Source organism: Nonomuraea glycinis, from assembly GCF_035920485.1.
In the GTDB taxonomy this organism is placed as follows: Bacteria; Actinomycetota; Actinomycetes; order Streptosporangiales; family Streptosporangiaceae; genus Nonomuraea; species Nonomuraea glycinis.
The window spans coordinates 8552316-8579255 of sequence record NZ_CP109166.1 but is presented as its reverse complement, the minus strand read 5'-3'; the positions used below and the strand labels follow the sequence as shown (position 1 = coordinate 8579255).

The 26940-nt window shown below is 69.8% G+C and carries 24 protein-coding genes; 17 read left to right on the top strand and 7 right to left on the bottom strand.

Annotated features, from left to right (window positions below; genetic code table 11):
- Positions 1-38 precede the first annotated feature (38 nt).
- Positions 39-2003: a hypothetical protein gene (locus OHA68_RS40390; protein WP_327104940.1), complete on the bottom strand. Its 1965-nt coding sequence runs from the start codon at positions 2001-2003 to the stop codon at positions 39-41.
- A 220-nt stretch (positions 2004-2223) separates the two neighbouring features.
- Between OHA68_RS40390 and OHA68_RS40385 the strand changes: the two genes are divergently transcribed.
- The 17 genes from OHA68_RS40385 to OHA68_RS40305 all read left to right on the top strand — a co-directional run bounded on the left by OHA68_RS40385 (position 2224) and on the right by OHA68_RS40305 (position 21228).
- On the top strand, positions 2224-5106 hold the full coding sequence (locus OHA68_RS40385; RefSeq protein ID WP_327104939.1) for a CHAT domain-containing protein: 2883 nt from the start codon (positions 2224-2226) through the stop codon (positions 5104-5106).
- Positions 5107-5127: 21 nt separating this feature from the next.
- Positions 5128-5658, top strand: coding sequence for a hypothetical protein (locus tag OHA68_RS40380; protein ID WP_327104938.1), 531 nt, complete (start codon positions 5128-5130; stop codon positions 5656-5658).
- Position 5659: 1 nt separating this feature from the next.
- On the top strand, positions 5660-7183 hold the full coding sequence (locus OHA68_RS40375) for a hypothetical protein (RefSeq protein ID WP_327104937.1): 1524 nt from the start codon (positions 5660-5662) through the stop codon (positions 7181-7183).
- A gap of 382 nt (positions 7184-7565) precedes the next feature.
- Positions 7566-8486: a DUF6282 family protein gene (locus tag OHA68_RS40370; protein ID WP_189143535.1), complete on the top strand. Its 921-nt coding sequence runs from the start codon at positions 7566-7568 to the stop codon at positions 8484-8486.
- Complete coding sequence (locus OHA68_RS40365; protein ID WP_327104936.1) at positions 8483-9418, top strand: BKACE family enzyme; 936 nt, start codon at positions 8483-8485, stop codon at positions 9416-9418. Before OHA68_RS40370 ends, OHA68_RS40365 begins: the two co-directional genes overlap by 4 nt.
- A gap of 20 nt (positions 9419-9438) precedes the next feature.
- A complete protein-coding gene (locus OHA68_RS40360) occupies positions 9439-10356 on the top strand; it encodes a cupin domain-containing protein (protein ID WP_327104935.1) in 918 nt (305 codons plus the stop codon).
- The gene (locus tag OHA68_RS40355; RefSeq protein ID WP_327104934.1) at positions 10353-11141 is read left to right on the top strand and encodes an HpcH/HpaI aldolase family protein; all 789 of its coding nucleotides are present in this window, start codon (positions 10353-10355) and stop codon (positions 11139-11141) included. Before OHA68_RS40360 ends, OHA68_RS40355 begins: the two co-directional genes overlap by 4 nt.
- Complete coding sequence (locus OHA68_RS40350) at positions 11131-11604, top strand: acyl-CoA thioesterase (RefSeq protein WP_327104933.1); 474 nt, start codon at positions 11131-11133, stop codon at positions 11602-11604. The genes OHA68_RS40355 and OHA68_RS40350 overlap by 11 nt, the downstream gene beginning before the upstream one ends.
- Positions 11605-11672: 68 nt before the next feature.
- Positions 11673-12482, top strand: a complete 810-nt coding sequence (locus tag OHA68_RS40345) for an SDR family NAD(P)-dependent oxidoreductase (RefSeq protein ID WP_327104932.1) — start codon at positions 11673-11675, stop codon at positions 12480-12482.
- Between the two features lie 102 nt (positions 12483-12584).
- Positions 12585-13430: an ABC transporter permease gene (locus tag OHA68_RS40340; RefSeq protein ID WP_327104930.1), complete on the top strand. Its 846-nt coding sequence runs from the start codon at positions 12585-12587 to the stop codon at positions 13428-13430.
- Positions 13430-14251 (top strand): ABC transporter permease, encoded by an 822-nt coding sequence (locus tag OHA68_RS40335; RefSeq protein WP_189143540.1) that lies wholly within the window; start codon positions 13430-13432, stop codon positions 14249-14251. Before OHA68_RS40340 ends, OHA68_RS40335 begins: the two co-directional genes overlap by 1 nt.
- A 7-nt stretch (positions 14252-14258) precedes the next feature.
- A complete protein-coding gene (locus OHA68_RS40330) occupies positions 14259-15398 on the top strand; it encodes an ABC transporter ATP-binding protein (protein WP_327104929.1) in 1140 nt (379 codons plus the stop codon).
- 201 nt (positions 15399-15599) lie between these two features.
- On the top strand, positions 15600-16670 hold the full coding sequence (locus OHA68_RS40325; protein ID WP_327104928.1) for an extracellular solute-binding protein: 1071 nt from the start codon (positions 15600-15602) through the stop codon (positions 16668-16670).
- Between the two features lie 63 nt (positions 16671-16733).
- Complete coding sequence (locus OHA68_RS40320) at positions 16734-17516, top strand: IclR family transcriptional regulator (RefSeq protein ID WP_189143542.1); 783 nt, start codon at positions 16734-16736, stop codon at positions 17514-17516.
- A complete protein-coding gene (locus OHA68_RS40315; RefSeq protein WP_327104927.1) occupies positions 17503-18480 on the top strand; it encodes a cyclase family protein in 978 nt (325 codons plus the stop codon). The genes OHA68_RS40320 and OHA68_RS40315 overlap by 14 nt, the downstream gene beginning before the upstream one ends.
- Before the next feature lie 88 nt (positions 18481-18568).
- Positions 18569-19801, top strand: coding sequence for an iron-containing alcohol dehydrogenase (locus OHA68_RS40310; protein ID WP_327104926.1), 1233 nt, complete (start codon positions 18569-18571; stop codon positions 19799-19801).
- The gene (locus tag OHA68_RS40305) at positions 19798-21228 is read left to right on the top strand and encodes an NAD-dependent succinate-semialdehyde dehydrogenase (RefSeq protein ID WP_327104925.1); all 1431 of its coding nucleotides are present in this window, start codon (positions 19798-19800) and stop codon (positions 21226-21228) included. Before OHA68_RS40310 ends, OHA68_RS40305 begins: the two co-directional genes overlap by 4 nt.
- 10 nt (positions 21229-21238) lie before the next feature.
- Here the strand turns inward: OHA68_RS40305 and OHA68_RS40300 are convergent, their stop codons facing one another.
- The 6 genes from OHA68_RS40300 to OHA68_RS40275 form a co-directional block, all read right to left on the bottom strand.
- Entirely contained in the window at positions 21239-22510 is a 1272-nt protein-coding gene (locus tag OHA68_RS40300; RefSeq protein ID WP_327104924.1) for an MFS transporter, read from the bottom strand.
- On the bottom strand, positions 22507-23079 hold the full coding sequence (locus OHA68_RS40295) for an ArsR/SmtB family transcription factor (RefSeq protein WP_327104923.1): 573 nt from the start codon (positions 23077-23079) through the stop codon (positions 22507-22509). Before OHA68_RS40295 ends, OHA68_RS40300 begins: the two co-directional genes overlap by 4 nt.
- 120 nt (positions 23080-23199) lie before the next feature.
- Positions 23200-23655: a hypothetical protein gene (locus OHA68_RS40290; protein WP_327104922.1), complete on the bottom strand. Its 456-nt coding sequence runs from the start codon at positions 23653-23655 to the stop codon at positions 23200-23202.
- An 89-nt stretch (positions 23656-23744) separates the two neighbouring features.
- Positions 23745-25784 carry a hypothetical protein gene (locus tag OHA68_RS40285; protein ID WP_327104921.1) on the bottom strand — a complete coding sequence of 680 codons (2040 nt, stop codon included), beginning with the start codon at positions 25782-25784 and terminating at the stop codon, positions 23745-23747.
- The gene (locus OHA68_RS40280) at positions 25784-26077 is read right to left on the bottom strand and encodes a hypothetical protein (protein ID WP_327104920.1); all 294 of its coding nucleotides are present in this window, start codon (positions 26075-26077) and stop codon (positions 25784-25786) included. The genes OHA68_RS40285 and OHA68_RS40280 overlap by 1 nt, the downstream gene beginning before the upstream one ends.
- 186 nt (positions 26078-26263) lie before the next feature.
- Positions 26264-26923, bottom strand: coding sequence for an endonuclease V (locus OHA68_RS40275; RefSeq protein ID WP_407674393.1), 660 nt, complete (start codon positions 26921-26923; stop codon positions 26264-26266).
- Between the last annotated feature and the right edge of the window lie 17 nt (positions 26924-26940).

Below are 26940 nucleotides of genomic sequence, written 5' to 3'. Positions count from 1 at the left end.
TGTCGTCAGCCGTAATGACATATGCATTTCCTACCAACTTATAGTGGATTATGCAATATGCCGGTGGACGAGGCGGTGCGCAGCAGACGGCGTAGTTCGTCGTACTCGATCGGGCGGCCGAGCCGGAGGGCGGCGTACTCGCCCGCGGCGCCGCCCTGCGCGGCGAGTTCGGCGCACGCCGCCTGCCACTCCTCGCGGGCCTTCCGTACGGCCTGAGTGGCGCTGGGGCTCGCGGGGAGGTCACGGAGCCGGACATAGGTGTCGTACGCCGCACGCTCGGCGGCGGCGGACCCCTCGGCGGGTGGCGGCAGCCGCTCCGCGAGCAGTTCGAGGAAGACCCGGGAGCGGCCCAGCTCGGAGAACTGCCAGGCGGTGACCAGGGTGCCGCTCTCGCCGGGCGTCGGTGGCGTGGTCGAGGCGAACAGCCACACGCCCAGGTCGTACAGGCCGCTGATCGAGCCGCCCGCGCTGATCCGCAGGTCGGGGCTGAGGGCGCGCCCGCGTACGTCCTCAGCCGAGCGCACCGCCGCGAGCAGGCTGTCCCTGGCCACCTGCAGGTCGCCCATGGCCCTGGCGAGTTGGGACAGCCCGGTCAGCGCGTTCATCTCCCAGGTCACCTGCCCGGCCGCGCGGGCGCGCAGCGCGGCCTCGGCGAAGAGCGCGGCGGCCTCGGCGGGGCGGCCCTCAGTCGCCAGCTCGTCGGCGCGCAGCGCGAGGTCGCGGATGGGGTTGCCCCAGGCGGGGAAGGGTGCGGGAGTGCGCCGGGAGAGCCACGAGCGCATCTGCTCGTCCAGGTTCGTGTGCCCGCGCACGCCCATCAGCAGCGCGAAGGGATGGCTGATGAACGTGCGCGCCTGCTCCCGTCCCCAGGCCAGTCGCTCCCCGATCCCGCCGCGCCGGATCTCCATGGCCCGCGCCTCCAACCGGCGCGCGCCCTCCTCGTCACCGCGTTGCTGCGTGATCACCGCCAGACCCATGAGCGAGTTCCTGCGCAAGTACGGGCTGTCGTCCGGGGAGAGGAGCTCATGGTCCAGGTCCACGGCGACGAGCCCGTGCCGGGCGATCAGGCGGCTCCAGGCGGTGTGCCGGGCCTGGGCCGCCATGCGCGGCAGACCCAGGGCGGAGAAGCGGCGGGCGCACTCCCGCCAGGTGGCCAGCACCTCGTCCTCCTGCCCGAGATATTGGTAGATCTCCGCCCGCAGCCACAGGCAGCAGGTGCGCTGGATCTCCTGGTCCCGGGTCAGCGGCCGGGCGGTCCGCGGCACGACCTCCGTGTCGACCAGGGTCAAGGCGAGCTCGGCCAGCTCGACCCGGCGCAGCGCCGCCTCGGCGGAGACGGAGCCGACGGTGAGCCGCGCCTCCAGCAGCAGCGCGGAGATCAACGCGTAGTCGGGCCTGCGGCGGCGGGTCAGGAAACCGTCGTGGAGCCACTCGCCCAGATGCACGACGGTGAGCGTCCGGACGTCCGACTGTTGGGCCTGGGCAGTGCCGACGGCGATCCTGTAGAGCGTCTCGGCCGTCTCCACCAGGCACAGGGCGAGCGCGGGCACGGCCAGCGCAGGGTGGGGCTGCGCCACGTACGCCAGCAGGAACGGCGTCCACGCGTAACGCAGCACCACGGTCGCCAGCACCGAGCAGAGCGCCAGCGGCACCCGCAGCGGTTTCGGCGCGGTGGCCACGGCGCGGAAGGTGCCGACCCCGACCTGCAGCAGCAGGACGGCGGCCACCAGGAACACCCCGCCGAACGCCGTGGCCCAGGCCGTCGTCGCCCAGGCGGCGGCCAGCCACGCGCCGGCGGGGGAGAACGCCAGCAGCGCACCGGCCGCGAGCACGATGATCTCGCCCCAGCGCCGCAGCCGGGCCTGCTTGCGTACCAGGCCGCGCCAGGCCGCCATCCGGCCCGCCACGTGCCCGCTGACCAGCAGCCCGGCCAGCAGGGGCAGCCAGGCGGCGCCCCCGCCCGTACGGGCCGCCGCCCACCCACCGAGCGCGGCAGGCGTCACGCAGGCCACCCATCGGGCCCACGCCGACACCCGGTCGGCCCGCCCCGGAGGCCGGATCAGCAGGCCTTGATCGTGTGACTCGCGCCGGCCACCCACCGCAGTGATGTCCCCGCGAACGCCGCCGTTCACGCCCCCATCACGAATACGTATCGTGCACTTCTCAGCACGATCCGGCGGGGATAGCTTCTGCGTGGCGGCGGAAGAACCAGCGCGGAGGGCCATGCCAAGGCGGGTGCGGGTCCGGACCGGTGACTCCTGGACGCCCCATCTGCCGCGTGCGCGGCGGCGCCTGGCGGGCGGGCGGCCGGAGGACGCGGCCCGCGAATACCGGCAGGCGTGCCGGCTCGCCGACGTCGGCCACGCCGATCCGGCCGTCAGGTCCGCGCTGCGGCAATGGCTCGGGCTGGCGTTGCAGAAGGCGGGCCGGGGCCAGGAGGCGTTACGGGCGCTGACCCAGGCCTGTGAGCTGCTGGGCGACGACCCCGGTACGGCGGAGCAGTACGCGCGTACCCTGGACACCCTCGGTCTGGTGCAGCGCGACCTCGGGCAGCTCGCCGCGGCCGAGGAGTCCCACCGGCAGGCCCTGGACCTGCTCAGGCGGGCCGGTGCACGCGAGGGCGCCGTACGCGCCGCCGTCAACCTCGCCGTCGCGGTCAAGGACCAGGGGCGTCTCACCGAGGCACGCGGGCTGCTCGCCGACATCGAGCCCGCGGCCCGCGACTGCGACGACCCGGCGCTGCTCGGGCACACGCTGCTCACCCTGGGCCTCGTCCACGAACTGCTCAACGAGCCGGCGCCGGCGGAACGGCTGGCGAGGCAGGCGGCCGAGGCCTACCGCGCGGCGGGCGACAGGGAGGGTGAGGCGGCCGCCACGCACAACGTGGGCCGGGTGCTGGACACGGGCGGGCGGCACGCCGAGGCCATGGAATGCTTCGCCACCTCCCTGACGATCAATCTGGAGATCGGCGCCGAGCTGGGCGTCTCCGACGACCTCGGCGCCATGGCCTCGCTGTTCCAGCTCGCCGGGCAGGACGAGGAGGCCCGCCGCCTGCATGAGCGGGCACTGGACATTCAGCGCAGGGCGGGCTATCGGCGCGCGGTCGTCGCCACCCTCTGCGACCTGGGATTGCTGGCGCGAGACCAGGACGACCTCCCCCTCGCGCGCCACCACCTGCTGGAGGCGCTGCGGGAGGCCGAGACGCTCGCCGACCCGCACACCGTCTACGAGACGCGCGTTCTGCTGGCGGAGATCAGCATGCTGGAGGAGGACTACCCGCAGGCCCGCGTGGCCTACCTTGCCGCGGCGGAGGCGATGGGGGACGCCAGACGGGCGCTGCTCGACGAGGCGGACGCCGTCACCTACTTCACCGAGTCTCGTCTTGACGCCCCCGGCATGCTGGTCCGGCTCTCGCTCCACCTGCGCGACAGGGCGGGCGCACTCGAATGGGCGGACGCCGCGCGCGGTCAGGAGCTCGTACGCAGGCTGGCCTGGACGACCCTGCCCGCACCTCCCGGCGCGCCGGAGACGGTCCTCGCCGAGGAGGCCGAGACCCGCCGGCTCCTGCGTGCGCAGGAGGCGGACCTGCGCGTCGGCGGATCCGCCGACGCGGCCCTGCTCACGGACTACCGGCGGACCATGTCACGCCTGCATCGGCTGGAGGACCGGCTCGCCGAGCTGGCTCCGGAGTACGTGTCGATGCGCCGGGGAGAACGCCTCGGCTGGAATGCCGTCACCGCCCTGCTGACTTCGGCCCCTTCCCCGGACGGGCCAGAGGGGACCGACGCCATGGCTCGTCTGGTGCTGGCCGAGTACCACGTGACCGACCACGAGACCTTTGTCTTCGGCGTGACGGCCGACGCGCCGGAGCCGGAGGTCGTCACCGTGGACGTGACCCGCGCCGAGCTCCGCGAGCTCGCCGAGGCCGCCGGGGACACCCTGGCCCGCGACAGGGCCGGCCTCGGCGCGCACTTGGCGGACGAGCGACTGGTACGGCTGCTCGCCCCGGTGGCGCGGTGGGCCGAGCCGGGGGACGTGGTCTACCTGGTGCCCCATGACTCGCTGCACCTGCTGCCCCTGCAGGCCGTGCCCGTCGAGGGCGTCCCGCTGATAGAGCGCAACCCGGTCGCGTTCGTGCCGTCGGCCTCCGTGCTGCGCCACTGCCAGGCCAAGCGGAAGGCACGCCGCGCGAGCGCGCTCATCGTCGCCGCGCCGCCCGCGGAGCATCCGCTGGCCTTCGCCAGGGAGCAGGCGCTGGCCGTGTCGGAGGCGCTCGGCGGGCAGGAGGTGCCGGCGGCGGCCGACGCCTCCCGCGAGAGCCTGCTGGCCCGCTTCGCCGAACCCGGGCGCGCGCCGGACATCGTCCACTTCGCCACGCATGGCGTGTTCGACCGCGAGGACCCGATGCGCTCCGGGATCGAGCTCGCGGGTGGCAGGCTGACCGCGGCGGACATCCTCGGGCTCCGGCTCGACGTGGACCTGGTGACGCTCGCGGCCTGCGAGACCGGCGTGAGCCAGAGCCGCCCGGGAGACGAGCTGATCGGCCTGACCAGGGCGCTGCTGTACGCGGGCGCGCCCTCGGCGCTGGTCGCCCTGTGGCGCGTGGACGAGCTGTCGACCAGCATGTTGTTCGGCCAGTTCTATGCCGCGTTGCGGGCCGGGTCGCCCAAGGCGGAGGCCCTGCGCCAGGCGCAGCTGTGGCTGCGCGGCAGGACGATCGCCGACGTGCTCGACTACGCGCGCGGGGCTCGTCTGCGCCTGGCGGACGACCCTCGGGCGCTGGCCGCCGTACGGCTGGAGGAGGCGCGGCTGCTCCTGGCGGCGGGCGACTACACCGTGGCGGCCGGCTTGTTCCGTGACCTCGTCGCCTGCCCCGACCTGGACGAGGAGCAGCGGCAGGGCGCGGAGGTGGGCATGCTGCAGGCGACGCTCGTCATGGGCACGGGCATGAGGACGGGGACGGGGACGGGCTCAGGTACGGGGACGGGCTCAGGTACGGGGATGAGTGCGGGCTCGGGCGCGGGGGCGGCTCCGGATTTCGGCGCGCTCGCGTTCGCTGATCCGTACCACTGGGCGCCGTTCGCGCTGATCGGTGACTGGCTCTGAGCACAGCAGGAGGGAGAAGGCGTGGAGCGGCGACGGCCGGTCGAGGAGTTGATGACCGGCGACTTCACCGTCACGGACGTGGCGGACGGCGGGCTGGACGGGGCGGGTGCCACGGTGCTGGACGGGGCGGGGTTCACGGTGCTGCTCGGGGCGGACGGCGAGCCCGCCGGGCTGGCCGGTGGGGGCGAGCGGGGACCGGCCTGCGTCGTCGAGGCGGACACCCCGCTCGGCGACGTGCTCGACTCGGCCGACCTGCTGCACGCGCTGGTGTCCGGCACGCCCGGCCTGGTCATCGTACGGGGGAGAGACGTCGTGGGCGTGGTCGGCGCCGAGGCGATCAAGGCGGAGATCGTCCGCGACACCGCCTCGCGCCTCGTCGCCGGACGGCAGCTGGGCGACGCGCAGCCGCACGGCAGGCGGGCCACGCCGCCCCCGAGCCGCATCCAGTGCAAGACCTGCGGCGCGACGAACACCTTCCGGCGCTTCAGCCAGGCGGCCACCTACACGTGCCAGCACGGGGATCACGACTTCGTCCCCTACTGGAGCGCCTGACATGGGCGGACTCGTCGAGGCGGCGTCGGCGGTGGTCGACCGCCGGTTGCTCACCACGACGTTCCTGCCGGTGCTGGTCTTTCTGAGCGCCCTGGCGGCGGTGGCCGTCGCGGGCGTGGGCTGGGTCACGGCGGTCCGCTGGTGGGCGGGGCTCGGCGCGGAGGTGCAGGTCGTCATGTCGGGGCTGGTCCTCGCGGGCGCGCTGCTGTTCAGCCAGCTCCTCGCCGTACGGCGGGCCGGGCTGATCCGGGTCTACGAGGGTTACTGGGACGGCCTGCCGTACGGCGAGCGGCTGGCCGAGCGGTGCCGGCTGCGGTTCGTGGCAGGCGAAGACCAGCGACGCTCCCTCTATCCGGTGGACGAGTCCCGGCTGATGCCGACCGCGCTGGGCAACATCCTGCGGGGGGCCGAGGACCACAGCGGCGATCGGTACGGCATCGACGGGGTGACGGCGTGGCCGCGCCTGTACCCGACGCTGCCGGACAGCTTCCGGCAGACGTTCGCGGCGGCTGCGGGGGATCTCGACCTCATGGTCACGGTGAGCGGGCTGGGGCTGGCGTTCTCGCTGGCGGGCGGGGTGCTGGGGGCGCTGCTGCTGCCGTGGTACTGGGCGCTGGGCTGCTGCTGGGGCGGGCTGGTGGTCGCATGGTGGGGGTATCGGGGGGCGGTGCGTGCCGCTGAGCCGTACGGGGAGTTGTTCCGGTCGGCGTTCGACGTGTATCGGTGGACGTTGCTGGACGCGATGGGGCTGCGGCGACCCACCGAGTACGGTGGCGAGCCGGAACAGTGGCGGCAACTGGACAAGCTCTGGGTGATCGGGGCTCCCGACAGCACACATGTCGCCAGCCTCGGCTACCCGACGACCGCTCCCGCCGCAGACACCCCCAACCCCGCCGAGCCCGTTCCGGACAAGGACTCCACCGCGCCAAGGGCATCCCCGCCTCTGCAGGACAGCTCACTCGACCTCGTACCTTCGGGGAACGGGCGGAAGGCGCGGCCGCTGCGGTTGGGGCTCTGGCTGGTGGCCGGGGCGGTCGTCGCGGGGATCGTCGTCGTCGTGGGCAGTCTGGCCGTTCGATCGCCGGACGGCTGGGTGGCCGCGCGCACGCTGCACCCGTACCGGATCCTTGCCGCCACCGACGTGAAGGGCCCGGCCGGCACGGCAGGCCGGTACGCGCTGCGCCAGATCGAGGAGGGCGAGCAGGTGCCCCCGGAAGTCCTGGGCCCTCGCCTGCCGAGCGGTGCCGTCGACGGCAAGACCGTGATCACCCTCCGCCCGGCCCCCGGGCATCTGTACGCGGACGCGGCCGCCCGGGGCACGACGGCCACGCTGCGCCTCGTACACCGGACCGCCACATCGGACGGAGAGGCGACATCCCGCACCTTCCCCGGCGTCATCGTCCTCGACCTGTCCGGCGGCGAGCCACGCACGAGCCTGGTGATCGCACTTCCCGTGGATCGCGTCGAGAACCTGCTCGACCATGTCGCCGACAGCGACGTCTACCTCGTCACCACCACCGGCTGACCGAGCACTCAGGCCCTTGGGCCGACGTCTTGATCCCCAGGGCCCTCGGAACCCGGCGCGGACAGCGGAGCGCGAGGCCATGTCAGGCCAGCGCAGCACTCGTATGTTCATGATGCAACCTACAGATTCGCATGGCGATTGATGAGCGTCCGGCAATCTCCGCGACCCATCAGTCCCACGGCGAGCGCACTGACGGCCGCCCAAAAAATCCCCGCACCCCGGGCCATGCCATGGGTATCAAAGGCGAACTGACCTGGATTCATCCGTCGGTTTCCGATGGATCCGCGGCACGGATCAGCCTCCGGCCGAGCGTAGACACGAGAAGCCTCCGTACGTAGACTGAACATCTAGTTCACGATCCGCACTAAACGGAGGTTCATACATGCTGTCCGCCGAGGATGCCCGGCCCGTCTCGCCGGCCCTCCTGAAGGTCCTGACCGGCGCCGTGGACCTGCACTGCCACTCCGGACCCAGTCCTTTCCCGCGACGGTTGAACCACGTCGAGGCGTCCTACGACGCGGCGCGTATCGGCATGCGCGCGATCCTCGTCAAGTCGCACCACCACAACACCGTGATGGACCTGCTCGCCATGGGCACCTGGCTCGCGGACGCGCCCACGCCGGTCTACGGCGGGGTGGCGCTCAACACCGAGGTCGGCGGCGTGAATCCGTCGGCCGTGGCGATGAGCCTGCGGATGGGCGGACGCTGCGTCTGGGCGCCGACCGTGTCCGCCCGGCCGCACATCGACCACCACAGCCACGGCGGCGACTTCCCCAGCGCCGCCATCGACCTGCTCGAGAAGGAAGAGTCGATCTTCGACGAGGCCGGGGAGGTCTCGGCGGACACGGCCGCGGTCGTCGACATCGTCGCCGAGACCGGCGCCCTGCTCACCGGCGGCCACCTGGACCCCGGGTCGATGAAGGCGCTGTTCTCGCTCGCCGAGAGCAAGGGCGTGCGGCGCCTGCTCGTCCAGCACCCGGACTTCATCGTCGGCGCCTCCGATGCCGACATCGAGGAGCTGCTGGGCTACGGCGCCTACATCGAGCACGAGATCGCGATGTACCACCCCGAGGTGACCGCCATCGGCTGGCCCATCCAGCAGTTGCTGGACTGGATCGACCGGGTCGGCCCTGAGCGGACCGTCATCTCCTCGGACCTCGGCCAGCAGGGCAACCCCCTGCCCGTCGACGGCTACATCTACCTCATCGGGGCGCTGCTCGACCACGGCGTGGCCGAGAAGGACATCCGCACGATGATCGCCGCCAACCCCGCCTTCCTGCTGGGACTGGAGGAGAAGCCGTGATCGCCGCCGACCGGGTGATCATCAGCACCGCGGTGACGGGATCGGTCCACGTGCCGTCGCAGAGCGACCATCTTCCGATCACGCCGAAGGAGATCGTCGCGGAGTCCCTGGCCGCGGCCGAGGCGGGGGCGGCCATCATCCACCTGCACGCCCGGCACGCCGAGGACGGCCGGCCGGCCTTCGAGCCGGAGGTCTTCGAGGAGATCATCCCGCCGATCGCGGCGCAGTGCGACGCGGTCATCAACATCACGACCGGCGGGGCGTCGTCGATGACGATCGAGGAGCGGCTGGCCGCGGCGACCCGGTTCAGCCCCGAGCTCGCCTCGCTCAACATGGGCTCGATGAACTTCGTCTACTCCGGCATCGCCGACCGGGTGACCCACTGGAAACACCCGTGGGAGCGGCCCTACGTGGCGAACACCTACCACCATCCGTTCGTCAACTCCTTCGCGCAGATCGAGTACGCGCTTCGGGAACTGGGCGACAAGGGCGGTACCAGGTTCGAGTACGAGTGCTACGACATCGGGCACCTGTACACCCTGGCCCACTTCGCCGACCGGGGGCTCGCCAAGCCGCCCTTCCTCATCCAGGGCGTCTTCGGGATTCTCGGCGGCATCGGGGCCGACCACGCCAACCTCACGCACATGGTCGCCATCGCCGACAAGCTCTTCGGCGCCGACTACCACTTCTCCGCCTTCGCCGCGGGCCGCCACCAGATGCAGTTCTGCACGCACAGCGCCTGGCTGGGCGGTCACGTGCGCGTCGGGCTGGAGGACAACCTCTACATCGGCAAGGGCGAGAAGGCCACCGGCAACGCGCAGCAGGTCCGCAAGGTCCGGGAGACCCTCGCCGACCTCGGCAAGCAGATCGCGACGCCCGCCGACGTCCGGCGGATGCTGGCCCTCAAGGGCGCGAAGAACATCACGCTGTAACGGCTACGAGAGGAACCGACATGACGATGTACGCCAAGGACGACCTCCGGTCCCAACTGGCGAGTGTCCCGTCCGCGAAGGCGGTAGTCGATCCGTCGACCCCGATCGCGCCGGCCCAGTACCTGGACTTCACCGAGCTCCCGCCCACCGCGGTCAGCCCGGCCGGCAGCCGGACCTGGCAGGCGCGGGGCCAGAACGCCGTGCTCGTGTGGACCGACGCCGTCGCCGGCGAGCGCTTCGAGCGCGACGGGCAGCCCGACGAGTACGCCGTCCTGCTCTACTCCGGCAGCGCCTCGATCCGGGTCAGCGCCGGTGACCAGGAGCAGGAGGTGAGCGAGGAGGCGTTCGTGGTGGTGCCGCCGGGCGACAGCGTCGTCGAGGCGCTGACCGACGGGCCCGTCATCCGGGTGTTCTCCACCGTCGCCGAGGACCTGCGCGACGGCGCGCTCAACGCCGGGGCGTACGCCGAACCCGACCCCCGCTGCGCCCCGCTCGTGCCGTGGCCGGACCCGGTGGACGGCTTCCGGCTGCGCGTCCACCGGCTCGCCGAGACGCCGATCACCGAGGGACGGTTCGGCCGGATCTTCCGCACCACGAACCTGATGGTGAACTTCCTGGCCGAGGAGCCCACCCCCCGCGACCCGCTCAAGCTCTCCCCGCACTTCCACGACGACTTCGAACAGCTGTCCCTGGGGATCAAGGGGGAGTTCGTCCACCACATCCAATATCCCTGGGGCCCCGACTCGACCCAGTGGCGGGCCGAGGACCACGGCCGGGTCGGGACGCCGTCGCTCACCGTCATCCCTCCGCCGACCGTCCACACGACCCAGGGCATGAGCCCGCACCAGCAACTGATCGACATCTTCTCGCCGCCGCGCCAGGACTTCTCCGCCCGTCCCGGCTGGGTCCTCAACGCGGCCGACTACCCGGCCCCATGAGCCCGGCACACACCAGCCGGTTCCGGGCCGCGCTGGCCCGGCCCGGCGGGCCCGCTCTCGGCACGTGGGTGAAGCTGCCGGTGATGGAGAGCGTCGAGCTGCTCGCGCTGGCCGGCTTCGACTTCGTGGTCATCGACCTGGAGCACTCCGCGATGAACCTCGAGACGGCGTACCGCCTGATCGGCACCGCGAACCATCTGGCGATGGCACCGATCGTCCGGATCCCCACGCTGGACGGCGGCATCGCCCAGCGCGTCCTGGACGCCGGCGCCGAAGGGATCATGCTGCCGCACGTGGACACGGTCGGCCAGGCGGAGGCGGCCGCGCGGGCGGTCCGCTTCCCGCCACTGGGCGCCAGAGGCGTCGGCTCGACGAGCCGCGCCGGCGCCTGGGGGGCGATGGACCGCGCCGAGTACCTGCGCTTCGGCCAGGAGGAGGTGGTGCTCATCGCGCAGATCGAGAGCGCCGGGGCGGCCCGGTCGGCGGGCGCGATCGCGGCGGTGGCGGGCGTGGACGCGCTGCTCGTCGGCGCCGCGGATCTGTCCACCTCCGAGGAGACCACGGAGGACGACCCACGGGTGGTCGAGCTGATCGCCGCCGCCATCAAGGCCTGCACCGCCGCCGGCAAGCCGATCGGCAACGCGGGGGCGCCGACGAGGCGGTCGGCGCGGGCCGCGATCGACGCGGGGTACGCCTTCACGATGCTCGGCAACGACGCCGGCCTGCTCGGATCGGCCGCCGCGGCCGCCGTGCGGGAGGGCCGGGCGGCCAGTGGTGACCGCTGAGTCCCGCGCGCCCGTCACGGTGCCGCTGCAGCTGCGCTGGGCCGACACCGACGTCTACGGGCACGTCAACAACGTCACCTACGCTCGATACCTGGAGGAGGCGCGCATCAGGGCGTTCGGCCTGCCCGACCACCCGATGACCGCACCGCCCGACCAGCCGCCGATCTTCGCCTGCCTGGAGCCGAAGACGTTCACCATGACCGTGGCGCAGCGGCTGGAGCACGTGAACGAGCTGGCCTACCACGGGCAGACGATCCTCGCCGACCTGTGGCTGTCCCGGATCGGCTCCAGCAGCCTGGACATCGGCTGCCGGCTGTATCACCAGGTCAGTGCGCTGACCTATCTTTGGGCCCAGGTCACGCTCGTGGTCTGCGACCTCACGTCCCGGCGTCCCCGGCCGCTGAGCGTCGCCGAGACGCGTGCCCTCGCGCCGTACCTGGGCGAGCCCGTCTCGTTCCGCTGACACCTTTCTCCCCCGCTCGCGGCGGAGTCCACGGACCGCCGCACATCCAGAACTGAGAGGCAGACACCTTGTCCGACAACTTGTCCGACACCTTGTCCGACAACGCACAGGCGCACCCGACACCCGGAGCCGGGCTGCTCGCCGGGAAGGTCGTCCTCGTGGTCGGTGGGAGCACCGGCATCGGGGCCGACTCCGTACGGGTCTTCGCCGAGGAGGGGGCCTCCGTCATGGTCGCCGCGCGGTCGCGGGACACCCTCGCCGCGCTCACCGAGGAGCTCACCGCGGCGGGTCACGACGTCGCCTACAGCGCGGGCGACGTCAGCGTCGGAGCCGACGTCGCGCGGTTCGTCGACGACACGCTGGCCCGCTTCGGCCGGCTCGACGGCGCGTTCAACAACGCCGGCATCAACCAGTACGGCCCGCTCGACGAGGTGTCGGAGGAGGACTTCGACCGGATCATGGCGGTGAACGTCAAGGGCACCTGGCTGTGCCTGCGCGAGGAGATCCGCGCGATGCGCGAGAAGGGCGGGTCGATCGTCAACACGAGCAGCGTGGGCGGGTTCCGCGGGAACACGGGGCTCGGCGCGTACCAGGCGACCAAGCACGCGGTCATCGGCTTCACCCGCACGGCGGCCCACGACAACGGGCCGTTCGGCATCCGGGTCAACGTCGTCGCCCCCGGCCCCACCGAGACCCCGATGTTCGTCCAGTGGCGGCACGACGATCCGGCGGCCGTGGAGCGCCGGATCGCCTCGGTCCCGTTGCGGAAGGCCGGCACGACGACCGAGGTGGCCAACGCCGCGGCCTGGCTGCTGAGCGATCGCGCGAGTCAGGTCAACGGGGTCGTCCTGCCGGTCGACGGCGGGTACAGCGCGTAGCGCGCCGCCTCTTATGTTCACAATACGGACACAGCAATTGTGATATGAACAATGGCTTGCTTTACTGACCGCCTGAGCCGTACGAGCTGGAAGGGGACGAGGATGTCCTCGAACAAGATCAAATGGTCGAGTTGGCCCCTGCTGGTACCGGCGCTGGCCCTGCTGGCGGGAATCCTGCTGGTGCCGCTGGCCGACACCTTCATCCGCAGCGTCTCGGCCCCCGGAACCTATACCGATCTCCTCACCGACGGCGTGACCATGACGGTGCTCTGGCGGACGGCGGTGACCGCCGCCACGGTCACCGTCGCCGCCCTGCTGATCGGGTATCCGTACGCCTACCTGATGACCCGGGTGAGCCCACGGGCGCGCGGCATCCTCCTGGTGATCGTGCTGATCCCCTTCTGGACGTCCGTGATGGCGCGCAACTTCGCGTGGATCATCATCCTCCAGGACGGCGGGCCGGTGCAGAGCCTGTTCGCGTTCTTCGGGGCCGAGGACGTCGTCCTCTACGGCAGCACCGCCGGCGTGACGATCGCGATGACCCAGGTGATGCTCCCGTTCATGGTGCTGCCGCTGTTCAGCACCCTCGGCGGCATCGACCGGCGGCTGCTGCTCGCCGCGCGAGGGCTCGGCTCCTCGCCGACCGCGGCGTTCTGGAAGGTCTTCTGGCCGCTGTCGCGCGGCGGGGTGATGGCCGGCGTGATCCTGGTGTTCACGCTCAGCCTCGGGTTCTACGTGACCCCGGCGCTGCTCGGATCCCCGCAGGAGTCGCTCGTCGCCCAGTTGCTCGCCCAGCGGACCACCCTCCTGCTCGACTTCGCCGCCGCTGGGGCGCTCGGCATGGTCGTGCTGGTCGTCACGCTCGTGCTCGTCGCGTGGGCGAACCGGATGGGTGGCACCGTGTCCGCGATCGGTGTGGTCGCGGCCAGCCCACCGAAGGACCGCTGATGACCACTCCCTCGACCCCCCGCCGGCGGTACACGAAGGTCGACCCGATCCCGTGGTGGCTCAAGGCGTTCGGCGGGCTCGTCGTCGTCTTCTTCATCCTGCCGACGCTGTTCGTCATCCCGATGAGCTTCAGCGACGCGACGACGTTCCAGTTCCCGCCGCAGGGCTTCACCTGGCGGCTGTACGAGAACTTCTTCACCAACCCGATCTGGCTGGACTCCCTGGGCAACTCGTTCCTGGTCGCCACGCTCACCGCGGTGCTGGCCACGACGGTGGGGACCGCGGCCGCCGTGGCGCTGTCCCGGCTCCAGGGCAGGGTGGCCCAGCTCGTCCGCACGTTGCTGATGGTGCCGATCGTCGCCCCGGCGATCGTCGTCGCGGTCGCGGTGTACATCGCCTTCCTCGGCTGGCAGCTCACCGGCACCGTGCTCGGATACGTGCTCGCGCACACCGCGATCGCCGTGCCGTACGTGCTCATCTCCGTCACCGGCGCGCTCGGCGGCTTCGACCCGAAACTGCTGAGAGCCGCCGCGTCGCTCGGCTCCTCGCCGGCCCGCGCGTTCGTCCGGGTGACGATGCCGCTGATCAGCCGCGGCATCCTGACAGGCGCGATCTTCGCGTTCATCGTCTCGTTCGACGAGGTCGTCCTCGCGCTGTTCCTGCGATCCCCGCTGTTCCAGACCATGCCCGTGCAGATGTACAACAGCGTCACCGTCGAGATCGATCCGACGATCTCGGCGGCGTCGAGCCTGATGGTCGTGGCCGTGACCATCATCTTCCTCCTGCCCCAACTGCTCCGCGGCAGGGTCCGCCGCCGATAGGAAAGCCATGACGATGACACCTGACACGACGGCGAAAGCCACCGGACCGTCGACCGGGACCCCGAGCGGCACCGAGATCCGCCTGGACCACGTCACGAAGGACTACGGGCTGGCGGCTCCCGCTGTCGACGACATCTCGCTGACGATCGAGCCCGGTGAGTTCATGACGCTGCTCGGGCCGAGCGGCTCGGGCAAGACGACCACCCTGAACCTCATCGCCGGGTTCGAGACGCTCACCGCCGGCTCGATCGCGCTCAACGGGACCGACGTGAGCGACGTGCCGCCGCACCGGCGCAACCTCGGCATGCTGTTCCAGAACTACGCGCTGTTCCCGCACCTGACGGTCGCGCAGAACGTCGCGTACCCGCTGCGCGAGCGCAAGGTCGGCAAGCGGGAGATCGCCAGGAAGGTCGCGGAGGTGCTCGAGCTGGTGCAGCTCACCGGGCGCGACGACAACCACCCCTCGCAGCTCTCCGGCGGGCAGCAGCAGCGGGTCGCGCTGGCCCGCGCGATCGTCTTCGAGCCCGAGGCGCTCCTGCTGGACGAACCGCTCGGCGCGCTCGACCGCAACCTGCGCTCAGCCCTGCAGACGGAGATCCGGCGGATCCATCGCGAGGTCGGGTCCACGTTCGTCTTCGTGACGCACGACCAGGAGGAGGCCATGAACCTCTCCGATCGCATCGCGCTGTTCAACAACGGGCGCATCGAGCAGGTCGGCACGCCGCAGCAGCTGTACGCCGAGCCCGAGACCCTGTTCACGGCGAAGTTCCTGGGCGATTCCAACGTGTTCGAGCTCGGGGAGGCCGCCCTCGACGGGAACGTGGCGTGGGACGGCGAGAGCTGGGTCATCGATCCCGCCACCGTCGCCGCCCATCCCGGCGTGCGCGCGAGCAGCGCGGTCGTGGTGCGGCCCGAGGACGTCGAGGTGGCGGGCGGCCGCGACGACGTGCCCACCGGCGCCAACGCCGTACGGGCGACCGTGCGCGACGTCGAGTACATGGGCTCGTACCGCACGCTGCTGCTGGCCATGGGCGAACGCGGGCTGCCCGGCCGTACCCGTGTCAGCCCGCTCCAGGGGGAGTACGCCATCGGCGACGACCTCGTGGCCTGGTGGCGGCCGCAGGCGCAGCGGATCGTCGCGGCCTGACCGAGGTCGATCGGGCCACCCCGCCTTATGTTCAAATTGTGAACTTGTCGCCGCGTTCTGCGTACAAATAAGAACAATGCTGAGTGAAACCCCTGTACGTGGCCGTTTGTGTCGGCTAATGTTCGCATATCGGGGATATGCAGTCGCATGGTGAACACAATGGCTGACCGACTCGGCAGCATCCCATGAGAGGTAAGACAGATGGCTCGATCAAGAACGGTCCTGGCGGGCGCCGGACTCACCGCGGCGGCGCTGCTGCTCGCCGCCTGCGGAGCCGGTGGCGACGCGGGCTCGGACGCGGCCGGCGGGGCGGTACGGCTCACCTACGTCTCCTACGGCGGCTCCGGCCAGGACGCGCAGATCAAGGCGTTCCAGGAGCCCTACGCCGCCGCGCACCCCGACGTGACCTTCGTCAACTCGTCGCCGGCCGACATCGCCCAGGTGAAGGCGCAGGTGACCTCCGGCGTCGTCCAGTGGGACGTCGTCTCGGTGGCGCCCGCCGCGGCGACGCAGCACTGCGGCACCCTGTTCGAGAAGCTCAGCTTCCCTGACCTGAAGGCCGATGACTTCGTCGCCAAGGCGATCGGCGAGTGCTACGTCGGCAACTTCGGCAACGCGAGTCCCTTCGCCTACAACGCCGACAAGTACCCGGACCCGGCGAAGGCGCCCCAGACGATCGAGGACTTCTTCGACACGGCGAAGTTCCCGGGCAAGCGGGGCGTCATCACCAACCTGCAGAACGGCATCCTGGAGTACCCGCTCCTCGCCGACGGCGTCGCGCCCGACAAGCTCTACCCGCTCGACGTCGACCGCGCCCTGAAGAAGTGGGACACCGTCCGCAAGGACACCATCTTCGCGCCGAACGTGGGCGCGCTGCAGCAGGCGGCCAGCTCCGGCCAGGTTGACATGTTCCTCCTGTCCGACTCGCGCCTGATCGCGCTGCTGAACGAGAAGAAGAACATCAAGATCGTATGGGACACGACGGTGGTGTCGGTCAACGCGCTCGCCGTGCCGCTCGGCACGAAGAACAAGGAGACCGCACAGGACTTCCTGCAGTCACTGGTGCAGCCCGAGCCGGTCGCCAAGATCACCGAGATGCTCGGGACCGTGCCGGTCAACCTCAAGGCCAAGCCGAACCTGACCGACAACGGCAAGCTCGTGGAGGTCTACGGGCCGGTGAACACCGGGGAGACCGTGGTCCAGGACGTCGACTGGTACGCCCAGAACTGGGACGCGGTCACGACTAAGCTCACCAACTGGCTAGTGGGTTGAGAATTGACTCACAGGCTTGCGTTGTCCGCCCACCAAGTTCTCCATGTGAACTAGAGTTCAGTCATGGCGAACATTGAAGTGAGCGGCGACGGTTCCGGCTCCGATATCCAGGCGGTCCAGCGGGTCGGTCAGATCTGCTCACTCTTCGGTCCACGCACGACCGAACTGACGGCAGCCGATGTGGCCGACCGGCTGGGACTGAACCGGACGACGGCGTACCGGTACTGCGCCTCGCTCGTCACGGCGGGCATCCTCGAGCGCGGGCACCGCCGCGGCACCTTCGTCCTGGGCGGCCTGATGGTTCAGCTGGGGATACACGCCCTGGGACGGCGGCGCGTCGTCGAGATCGCGCCGCCGTACCTGGCGGAGCTGACCACCGCCGTCCGCATGACGACGGTGCTCGGCGTCTGGGGCGCACGCGGACCCGTCGTGGCGCTCGTCAACGAGGACGTCAGCCGCACCCTCGTCGTTACGGTCCACGCCGGCACGCAACTCGACCTGAACTCGTCGCAGCTGCGCGTCTTCCTGGCCTGCAAGGACGAGCAGGCGTTCAAACTGGCCACGGAGGGCGTCTCGGACGCCAGGCGGGCCGAGCTGGAGGCGGGGGTCTACATGGCCCGGCGCAACGGCTACAGCATCACGAGTCACCCTGACGGCCTCTTCGCCGCAGCCGCGCCCGTCTACGACGAGCACGGAATCTGCGCCACCATCGGGCTGCTCGGAGCCGACCAGATGGCCGACCTCTCGCCCGGGTCGCCGGCCCTCACCAAGCTTCTCGACATCGCCACCACCCTCAGTGACGAACTGGGCGGTGCCCAAGAGAGGAAACGCGTTGCCGACCTATGACGAGTTGGCCAAGGCCGAAATCGCCGGTTCGAGCTGGGAGGTCTTCGGACCCGGAGATCAACTGGGGACCGTCAACCTCCTGACCCCCGAGCGCGTGGCGGCGGCGGCCCGCCTGATCCGCACCGGCCACCGGTTCAACCTCGACTACGCGATCAACGCCTTCGAGCCGTACCCGACCGGGACCAGGCACCGGACCGAGCACCACGTCTTCGCCAACAACGAGTTCCATCGCGACGACTGGCTCGACTCGTTCTACCTGCAGTCCACCTCACAACTCGACTCGCTGCGCCACATCGGGCATCCGCAGCACGGCTTCTACGGCGGGCTCGCGGCCGACGCCAACAACGAGGACTCGACGGCGCTCGGCATCCACAACTGGGCCGAGTCGGGGATCGCCGGCCGCGGCGTCCTGCTCGACATCCCGCGCTTCTTCGCCCTTGAGGGCCGGCCGTACGACTGCGAGCAGACGATCGCGCTCGACGACGTGACGCTCGACGCCGTCGCGCGCTCGCAGGGCGTCACCTGGCAGGGCGGCGACATGCTGCTGCTGCGCACCGGCTGGGCGGAGAACTACGTCGCGAAGTCGGTCGAGGAACGCGTCGAGTTCAACCGGCGTAACAAGTCCCCGGGGCTGGCCCAGCGGGAGTCCATCCTGCGCTGGCTCTGGGACCACGAGATCGCGCTCGTCGCGGGCGACAACCCGGCGGTCGAAGCCGACCCCGTGATCGAGTCCGACTTCCGGGACGCCGGCGACCGCCCCCCGGAGCGCGGCGTGGACCACAGCGGGATGCTGCACCGGCCCCTCATCGCGCTCCTCGGCATGGCGATGGGCGAGCTCTGGAAGCTCGACGACCTCGCCGCCGACTGCGCCGCCGACGGGATCTACGAGTTCTTCCTGACGTGCAAGCCGCTGAACCTCGTCGGCGGGGTGGGCTCGCCGCCGAACGCGCTCGCGTTCAAGTAGCGGACCTTCAGGGAGAAGACCTTCAGGAAGAAGTAGACGACGTACGCCGCAGTCGTCGGGACATCGCCATCACCAGGGCAGGAGAACCATGAAGTACGTCACGGCCGGGACACTCCGGCTCCCGGCGCGCGTCCACTTCGGCTACGGGGCACGCGCGCAACTGAGCGAGGTGCTGCGTCCCAGCGGCCGCTGTGTGCTTGCGATCGTCGACCCGTTCCTGATCGAGACTCCGATCTTCCGGGAGACGATCACGAAGCTCGAGACCGACGGCTTCGACGTCGCCGTGCACAGTGACATCAGCCCGGAACTCCCCACCGCGTCGCTGGACGCCGCGGCGGCGTTCGCGCGGGAGTACGCGCCCGACGTCATCCTCGCCATCGGCGGCGGCAGCGCGCTGGACGCCGCGAAGCTGGTCGGCCTGCTCGCCACCCACGGCGGGCCGCTGAGCCGCTACTACGGGGAGAACCAGGTCCCGGGCCCTTCGCTGCCCCTGGTCGCCGTCCCCACCACCGCCGGAACCGGGTCGGAGGTGACCCCGGTCGCCGTGGTGTCCGACCCGGAGCACGAGATGAAGGTGGGGATCTCCAGCCCGTACCTGATCCCCACGGCCGCGATCGTCGATCCCGAGTTCACCCTCGGCGCTCCCCGGAGCGTGAGCGCGTACGCGGGCATCGACGCCCTCGTGCACGCGGTCGAGTCGTACACCGCGGCTCAGCTCGAACCGTCCTGGGACACCGCCCTTCCCGTCTTCACCGGCCGGAACGCGTTCACCGAGAGCATGGCGCTGCGCGCGGCGGAGCATCTCGGCGCCTCGCTGGCGGCGGCGGTCGGCGATCCCGGCGATCGCCGGGCGAGAGAGGAGGTCGCCTACGGCAGCCTGCTCGCCGGCATCGCGTTCGGCGCCACCGGCACGCACCTCTCGCATGCCCTGCAGTACCCGATCGGCGCGGCCACCAAGACGCCGCACGGGCTCGGCACCGGCCTGCTGCTCCCGTACGTGCTGCAGGCCTGTCTCGGCGACGCCGGGGTCGTCGAGCGGATCGCCGCGGTCGGCGGCGCCCTCGGATCCACGGCGGCCACCGCGGACGGCAGGGCCCGGGACGCCATCTCCTCGATCGCGGCGCTCAACCGCGTGATCGGCGTGCCGGCGTCCCTTCAGGAGATCGGGATCACCCGGCCGCAACTCCCGCGCCTGGCCGAGCTGGCCTCGCGCTCCACGCGACTGGTCGCGATCGCGCCGATCCCGGCGCCACCCGCCCTCCTGCTCGACATCCTCGAACACGCCTACACCGGACATCTCACCGGACGGAGCGACTCATGACCTACCTCGCGGACCTCTTCATCGACGGCGAGTGGCGCCCCGGCGGCGGCGAGCGCTTCGACGTGATCGACCCCGCCGACCTGACCGTGATCGCCCGGTTCGCCGCCGCCACCGAGGACGACTGCATGGCCGCCGTCGACGCGGCCGCGAACGCGCAGCAGAGCTGGGCGGCCACCGCGCCGAGGGAGCGGAGCGAGTTGCTCCGCTCCGCCTACGACGTGCTCACCGCCGAGGTCGAGCAGTTCGCCGAGATCATCGTGCGCGAGAACGGGAAGTCCTGGTCCGACGCGATCGGGGAGGCGAACTACGCCAAGGAGTTCTTCCGCTGGTTCGCCGAGGAGGCCGTGCGCATCCCCGGCGACTACCGTCTCTCACCGGCCGGGGACAAGCGCATCGTCGTCGACCGGCAGCCGATCGGCGTCTCCCTGCTGATCACCCCGTGGAACTTCCCCGCAGCCATGGCCACCAGGAAGCTCGCTCCCGCGCTGGCCGCCGGCTGCACGACCATTCTCAAACCGGCCAGGGAGACCCCGCTGACGGCGGCGTACATCGTCGAGGTGCTGCGGCGCGTCGGCGTCCCCAGCGGCGTCGTGAACCTGGTGACGCCGGTGCCGACGGGCCCCCTCGTGGCCAAAATGATCAACAGGCCGGAGGTGCGGAAGCTCTCCTTCACCGGCTCCACCGAGGTCGGCCGCGACCTGCTGCACGCCTGCGCCGACAGCGTGGTGAGCGCCTCGATGGAGCTCGGCGGGAACGCGCCGCTCATCGTGCTCCCCGGCGCCGACATGGACGTCACCGTCGAGGGGACGCTGCTGGCGAAGATGCGCAACGGCGGCGCGGCCTGCACCGCCGCCAACCGCGTCTACGTGCACAGCTCACGGCACGACGAGTTCGTCGAGCGGATGACCGCCGAACTGGCCGCCCTGTCCGTCGGCCCCGGCCTCGACCGCTCCCAGCAGGTCGGCGCGCTCGTCTCGACCACCGAACGCGACAAGGTCGCAGCACTCGTGGACACCGCCGTCGCCGAGGGCGCGACCCTCGTCCACGGCGGCACCTCCGCCGAGAAGGGCGCCTTCTACGACGTCACCCTGCTGACAGGTGTACGGCACGGGTCGAGCATCACCTCGACCGAGATCTTCGGCCCCGTCGTGACCGTCGTGGTCTACGACGACGTCGACGAGGCGGTACGGATGGCGAACGACACCATCTACGGCCTGATGGCGTACGTGTTCGGCGAGGAACGCGAGGCCATGGCCGTCGCCCGGCGGCTGGAGGCGGGCATGGTCGCGGTCAACCGGGGGGTCGTCAGCGATCCGGCGGCGCCGTTCGGCGGGGTGAAGCAGAGCGGGCTCGGCCGGGAGGGCGGCTCGGAGGGCATCCTCGAGTTCCTGGAGGAGAAGTACATCGCCCTGAGCGCCTACCCGTAGGCCGCACGCCTCACAGTGCGCTGGCCGAGGAGACGGGAAGCCGGCCGGCCGGGAGATCGCGGAGGCGGCGCAGGGGACTGGCCAGCAGGATCAGGCCGCTCAGGGCGAAACCGAGCAGCATGACCCACAGCGCCGCACGAGCGGTGAACGCGCTGGCCAGCGTGCCGGCCAGGAGGGCGCCGAGCGGGATCGCGCCGAAGTTGACCAGTTGCACGCTCGATGTCACCCGGCCCATCACCTCGCCGGGGACGTAGGTCTGCATGAAACCGGAGAAGACCACGTTCCCCGCCACGATGCCCGCGACGATCACGACACTGCCCAGGACGAACAGCGCCAGGCCGATGCCGCGATCCGCCAGCGGGATGAGCAGGCCGACGGGCGCCAGCACGGCCTTGCCCAGCAGCACGGCCCGGGCGCTGCCGAAGCGTGCCGCCATCGGCCGCGCGACCATGGCGCCGACGAGGCCGCCCAGGCTGGTGGCCGCGATCAGCGCGCCCGTCTCGCCCGCGCTCATCCCGATCTCGCCGATCAGGAGAATCACGATCAACGACTGGTAGCCGGTCAGGCACAGGTTCGCCGCGCAGCCGTACAAGGTGTTGCTGCGCAGTAAGGGATCCCGGGCGACCAGCAGCAAGCCGTCGCGGATGTCGGCGCGCAGGCGCCGGGGGGTTCTGGCGAGGATGGGCTCGCGGCGTCGGATGCGGGTCAGGCAGATGGCCGAGACGACGAAGCTGGCGGCGTCGACGATCAGGCCGCCGACCGCCGAGAGGAGTTGGGCGAGCAGCCCGGCGAGGCCCGGCCCGGCCAGATTCGCCACCTGCTCGCTGCCCTGAAGCTTGGCGTTGGCTTCCAGCAGGTCCGGCCCGCTCACCAGAAAGGGCAGGTACGCGCGGTAGGCGGTGGCGAAGAAGACCTTGGCCGTTCCCGCGACCAGCGCGACCACGACCAACTGGCCGATGGTCAGCCGGCCGAGAACGGCGGCGATCGGGACGCTGAGGAAGGCCGCCGCCGACGTCCAGTCGGCGACCAGCATGACGCGGCGGCGAGAGAGGCGGTCCACCCACGCGCCGGCGGGCAGGCCGATGAGCAGCCAGGGCAGCCAGGTCGCCGCCGCCAGCGCGCTGACCGCGAACGCCGACGCGTCCAGCACGGTCACCGCGACCAGGGGTAAGGCGACGCTGGTGACGGAGCTGCCCAGACTGCTGGCGCTCTCCCCGATCCACAACAGCCGGAAGTCGCGCTGGCGCAGCAGCCCGAAACGAGTCGCCCCGGTGATCGTCATGGCCGTCCCGGCACGCCGCGAGCGAAGGTGAACACGGTGCTGCGGTCGCGGCCGTCGTCGGGCACTTCACGCTCCGCCCACTTGTTCATCACGCTCTTGAGCTCGGCCGCGTACTCGGCCAGCTCGTCGTCGGTCACCCGGAGCCAGACTTCGGCGGAGAACGGCCCGAGCGGCCAGCGTTCCTGCTCGGCCTGGGGCTGGTCGGCCCACCGGCGCACGTGGCCCGTCTGCCGTTCCAGGTTGAGCGATTCCACCGCATGCGCGACCGCCTCGCCTGCGGCATCGTCCGCGAAGTCGGTGGAGGACCAGCAGAGCGTGGGTGAGGTACGCCGCCACCAACGCTCACGCCGGTCACGGGCCAGCTCCGGCGCCTCTTCGATCAGACCGGCGGCGGCCAGCGCACGCAGGTGATGGCTGACATTGCCGACCGCCTCCCCGGTGTGCTCCGCAAGGGTGCTGGCCGTGCCGGGGCCGTCGAGTTTCAGCAGGTCGAGCAGGCGACGGCGCACGGGGTGTGCCATGGCGGCCAGGACCCGCGAGTCAGTGATCGAGTGGTTGTCATCGGACATGCTGAGCAACGTACACGTACAAGAGTCGTTGTACAACAAGTGTTGTTGGACTCTGTTGATCGCCGTACACGAACGCTGCCGCAGCCGTGCCGTAGATCGATGTTGACCCAGATCTATGTGTCAAGACTCAGAAGGCAGAAGGAGGGGGCGGAGTTGTCGGGCGAACTCGATGACGTCCGCCTGGTGATCGCGGCCCGGTGCGCCTTGATAGAGCGTGATGGAGAGCAATTTGGTGCCGTGTGACGTCCACGCGGACGCGAAGGCCCCCCGTGGCTGCCCGCCCTCACCTCTGATGATCGCGCTGTAGCCCGGACCTGCTCCGGCAGGCAAAGCGGCGCCTTTGTCAGCGACTTTTCGGCGCTCAAGACCATCCAGTGAAAAGGCCAGGTCGGGGTGCAGTTCAATCTCCAGCCTCACCGGCTCTTTTGTGTCTGCCGGCTTCGACACGACGCAATACTTGAAACGAGTTGGGGATTTTGTCCCACTGGTGGAAAATTCGGTCAGGCCCGTTACTCGGGTGATGGCCTGCTGGGAGAGTATCCCGCATTCGCCGGGTGATGCGGTAACAGCGCCCAAGGGGCTCCGGTCCTCTGGCGGGGGAGAAGGCGAGCAGGCCGTTGCCGAAGCAATCGCGACGATCAGGAGGAGTGTCCATGGACGTGCCCTCATTCGTCCGCCTTAGGATAGGAGGGTTGGCGCGGATCGAATCCGTCTCGCACGGCATCGCTGACGTCCTTGAACAGGCCGGAGGCAGGCCCATGCTCCAACCAGTGCTCGTAGGCAATTTGCTGAGGTGTTTTCATGGCGCTGCGGGGAAGTATCTCGCCGTCTCTGAGGAAGTCCCGCTCTGATCCCTTGGCATAATTTTCTGATGCGTGTGGGTGTGTAGTCGCTGACGCCGTATCTTCTCCGAAGAGACCGTTTCGCATCATGGCGTCCGCGGTCATGTCTTTGAAGAGGTTCTCGCTCGTGTCGAGTGCTGTCTCCGCCTTCTCTCGCGCTTTTGTGCCCTCTTCGAACTTGATCTGGTCTCCAAGGTTTTCATCCAAGAATTCATATCCTGCCGCAACCCAATCTCCGGCAGGCGTGAGCATGAGCTTGCCAGTGCTTATCGCCACATCTTTCATGATTTCATTGGTTTTGTCCCGTGCGTCTGCTGTATTGACGTCGGACTGGTTCCCGGCATCGACGATAAAGTGGAGTGATTTGCTTAGATTGTATACCGTGGATTTGAAGTCTTCGGCGGTCTGACCTGCCATGTTGTCTCGTAAGATCTTTTGTTGCTGAGCCTCCACCTCCGCCTTGTCGGCATTAGGGTGGCTTTTGTGCCAGACGTTGAAGGCGTCCCTATTGGCTTGTGCGATCTGTGCGCCTCGAGCATCCATGGCCATCAGGCTGTATTCACCGTGGGCGGCAACGACGGTCTTGAGGGCTTCGGGGTCCTTGAATGCCCATGTCATTGCGCGTTTCGACTCCTCGTGGCCGAACACGGCTCCGTAGGCCTGCTTCCCTGGAAGTATCGAATCCGCATCTGGTAGCGGATTGACGCCCAGATAATCGGGGGCCCGAGGAGAGATCCGGTTCACATCGCTGATGTAGGCGGCGAAGACGCGGGCAGCGCTTTGCCGGGTATCGGGAATGGCCCGCTGTACTTGTTGGTCCGACCAGAAATGGACGGCCCAGGAGGCGATCAGGGCCGACTTGTATCCGCGTGAGCTGCCTGGTGGCTGGCCGTTGTCGCGGTAGGTCGTGGTCGCGGCCTCGATCGCGCGGCCGAGCTCGTGGTTGCCGCCACTCCATTGCGTCTTGTGCATCAGCAAGGCGAGGGGCTTACGTGCTGGGTCGGTGAAGAAGTCCTGGGCGACTCTGGGGTTGTTGGCCAGAGCGGCTGCGACCCCCGGGCCGAACCCGATCAGCAGCTGTCTGTCGCCGCGTGGCCTTTGCATGTTGTCGTAGATCTTGTTCACCAGGTCGCGGAGGAAGGCGTCGTCGAAGGAGCCGTGTCTGAGTAACCGGTTGACCGCGAAGCTGGTCAGCGCCTCGTCCTGATTGGTGATCAGCTCATCGGTGTAGCTCTTGGGCAGTTTCATGTCGCCCACACCTCGCGAGGCTGTTCCCAGAGTCACGCTCAGCGCCTTCACCAGCCGGTCTACCTCGGTGGTGGCCGGATCCTTCCATCCGCGGCGGTCGAGAGGATTGCCGGGCAGGGTGCGGTAGAGGTCGGCTACGAGTGCTTTGAGCTCCTTGGGGCGCATCTCCTTGGCGAAAGCCACCGCGAAGTACGGATCCTGCTGGTGCTTCTCCAGCAGGTCGAGCACCTTGCCGGTGACGGCCTTGTCGCTGAAGTCGCGCTGCCTCCATATCTGTCGAAGCTGGTCGGCCAGAGACGTGGCGACGGCCGCGCCGCCCGCCGGCGAGTTCGACACCCACAGGGACTCATCAGCCCAGACCGTACCCTTGTCGAGGCCGATCTTCTGGGTGGCGATGATGAGGTCCAGGCGGCGCTGTAGGCCGGGGGCTCGCTCGGTGATCTGAAAGCCGATGTCCCTCAGCAGGCCGGGCCCGGACATGCCCGCGCCGATCGTCTTCAACGCGTTGTTTATCTGGGCGTCTACTTCGGACCAGGCGGGTTGCAGGCGCTTGATCTCGCCGATGAGCTGGGTCATCAGCGTGGGATCGATGCCGATGCGATTCGGGGCGCTCATCAGTAGGGCACCCCTGGGAAAGGCGACTGCGATCGTGCGAGTGGGTCCGGGGTCGAAGCGCCGGACTCAGTGCTGACGGTTGTGGAGTCGACCAGTGCGAGCGCTCGGTTGAAGACGTTGTTGTAGGCCGCCTGCCAGCCTTTGCAGTCCTCGATGAGTTTGTCCGCGGCCGTTCCCTTCATCGCGCCGTTTTCGAGCAGGCCGATGAGCTTGCGCACGTCGTTCGCGTGCTGGTCGCGTAATCGCTCGATGGTGCGTCGAGCGGCGTTGATCTGTTCCTGCGTCGCCATCATCCTGGATCTTTCGGATCTTCGAGACGGCTATCCCTGGGATCAATGTGACGATAAAGGGCGCTCCCGGCCCCGTCGAGGGGAACTGCTGAAGTGGCATACGGGTTCGCTCGCCGCGATCTCACGCAGGATGGTGAATCCCTCAGAATTCCAACCTGTGGCATCCGTTGACAGGAGCGCGGGGGTTGGTCAGGTGCCGTGGCGGGCGAGGTGGTCGGCGGCGCGGATGGGGTCGGGGAGGCGGAAGCGGGGGGCCAGGCGGAGGACCTGGGCCGTGGCCGTGTCCAGGGTGATGCGGTGGCCTTGGGAGACGTACACGGGCTTGATGGCCTTTTGGGTGCGTACTGTGCGGCCGACCGTGGTGTCGTCAAGGACGATCGGGGTCCATGATCCGCGTTCGCGGTCGGGGGTGGTGTGCGTGCCGACGAAGGGGGTCTTGGCGACGCCGAGCGACGGCAGGCCGGTCAGGACGCCCAGGTGGCAGGCCAGGCCGAACCTGCGGGGATGCGCGAGGCCGTAGCCGTCGCAGACCAGCAGGTCGGGCGTGACCGTGAGGCGTTCGAGCGCCTCCACCAGGGCGGGCAGCTCGCGGAAGGCGAACAGGCCCGGCACGTACGGGAACGCCGCCTTGCCGTGCACCACCACCTGATCCACCACGGCGAGGGTCCCGGCGTCGAGCACGACCACGGCGGCGGACAGTGCGTCGTCGCCGTGGTAGTGCACGTCCAGGCCCGCCACCGTGGTGAAGTCGGTGGGGCCGGTCAACTCGACGTGAAGGCGGAGTCGATCCTGGACGGACTCGGCCTCCGAAACACCGGTCGGCCAGGGGTGAAGCTGGTTCACATGCACCGGCCTAACCTATGGGA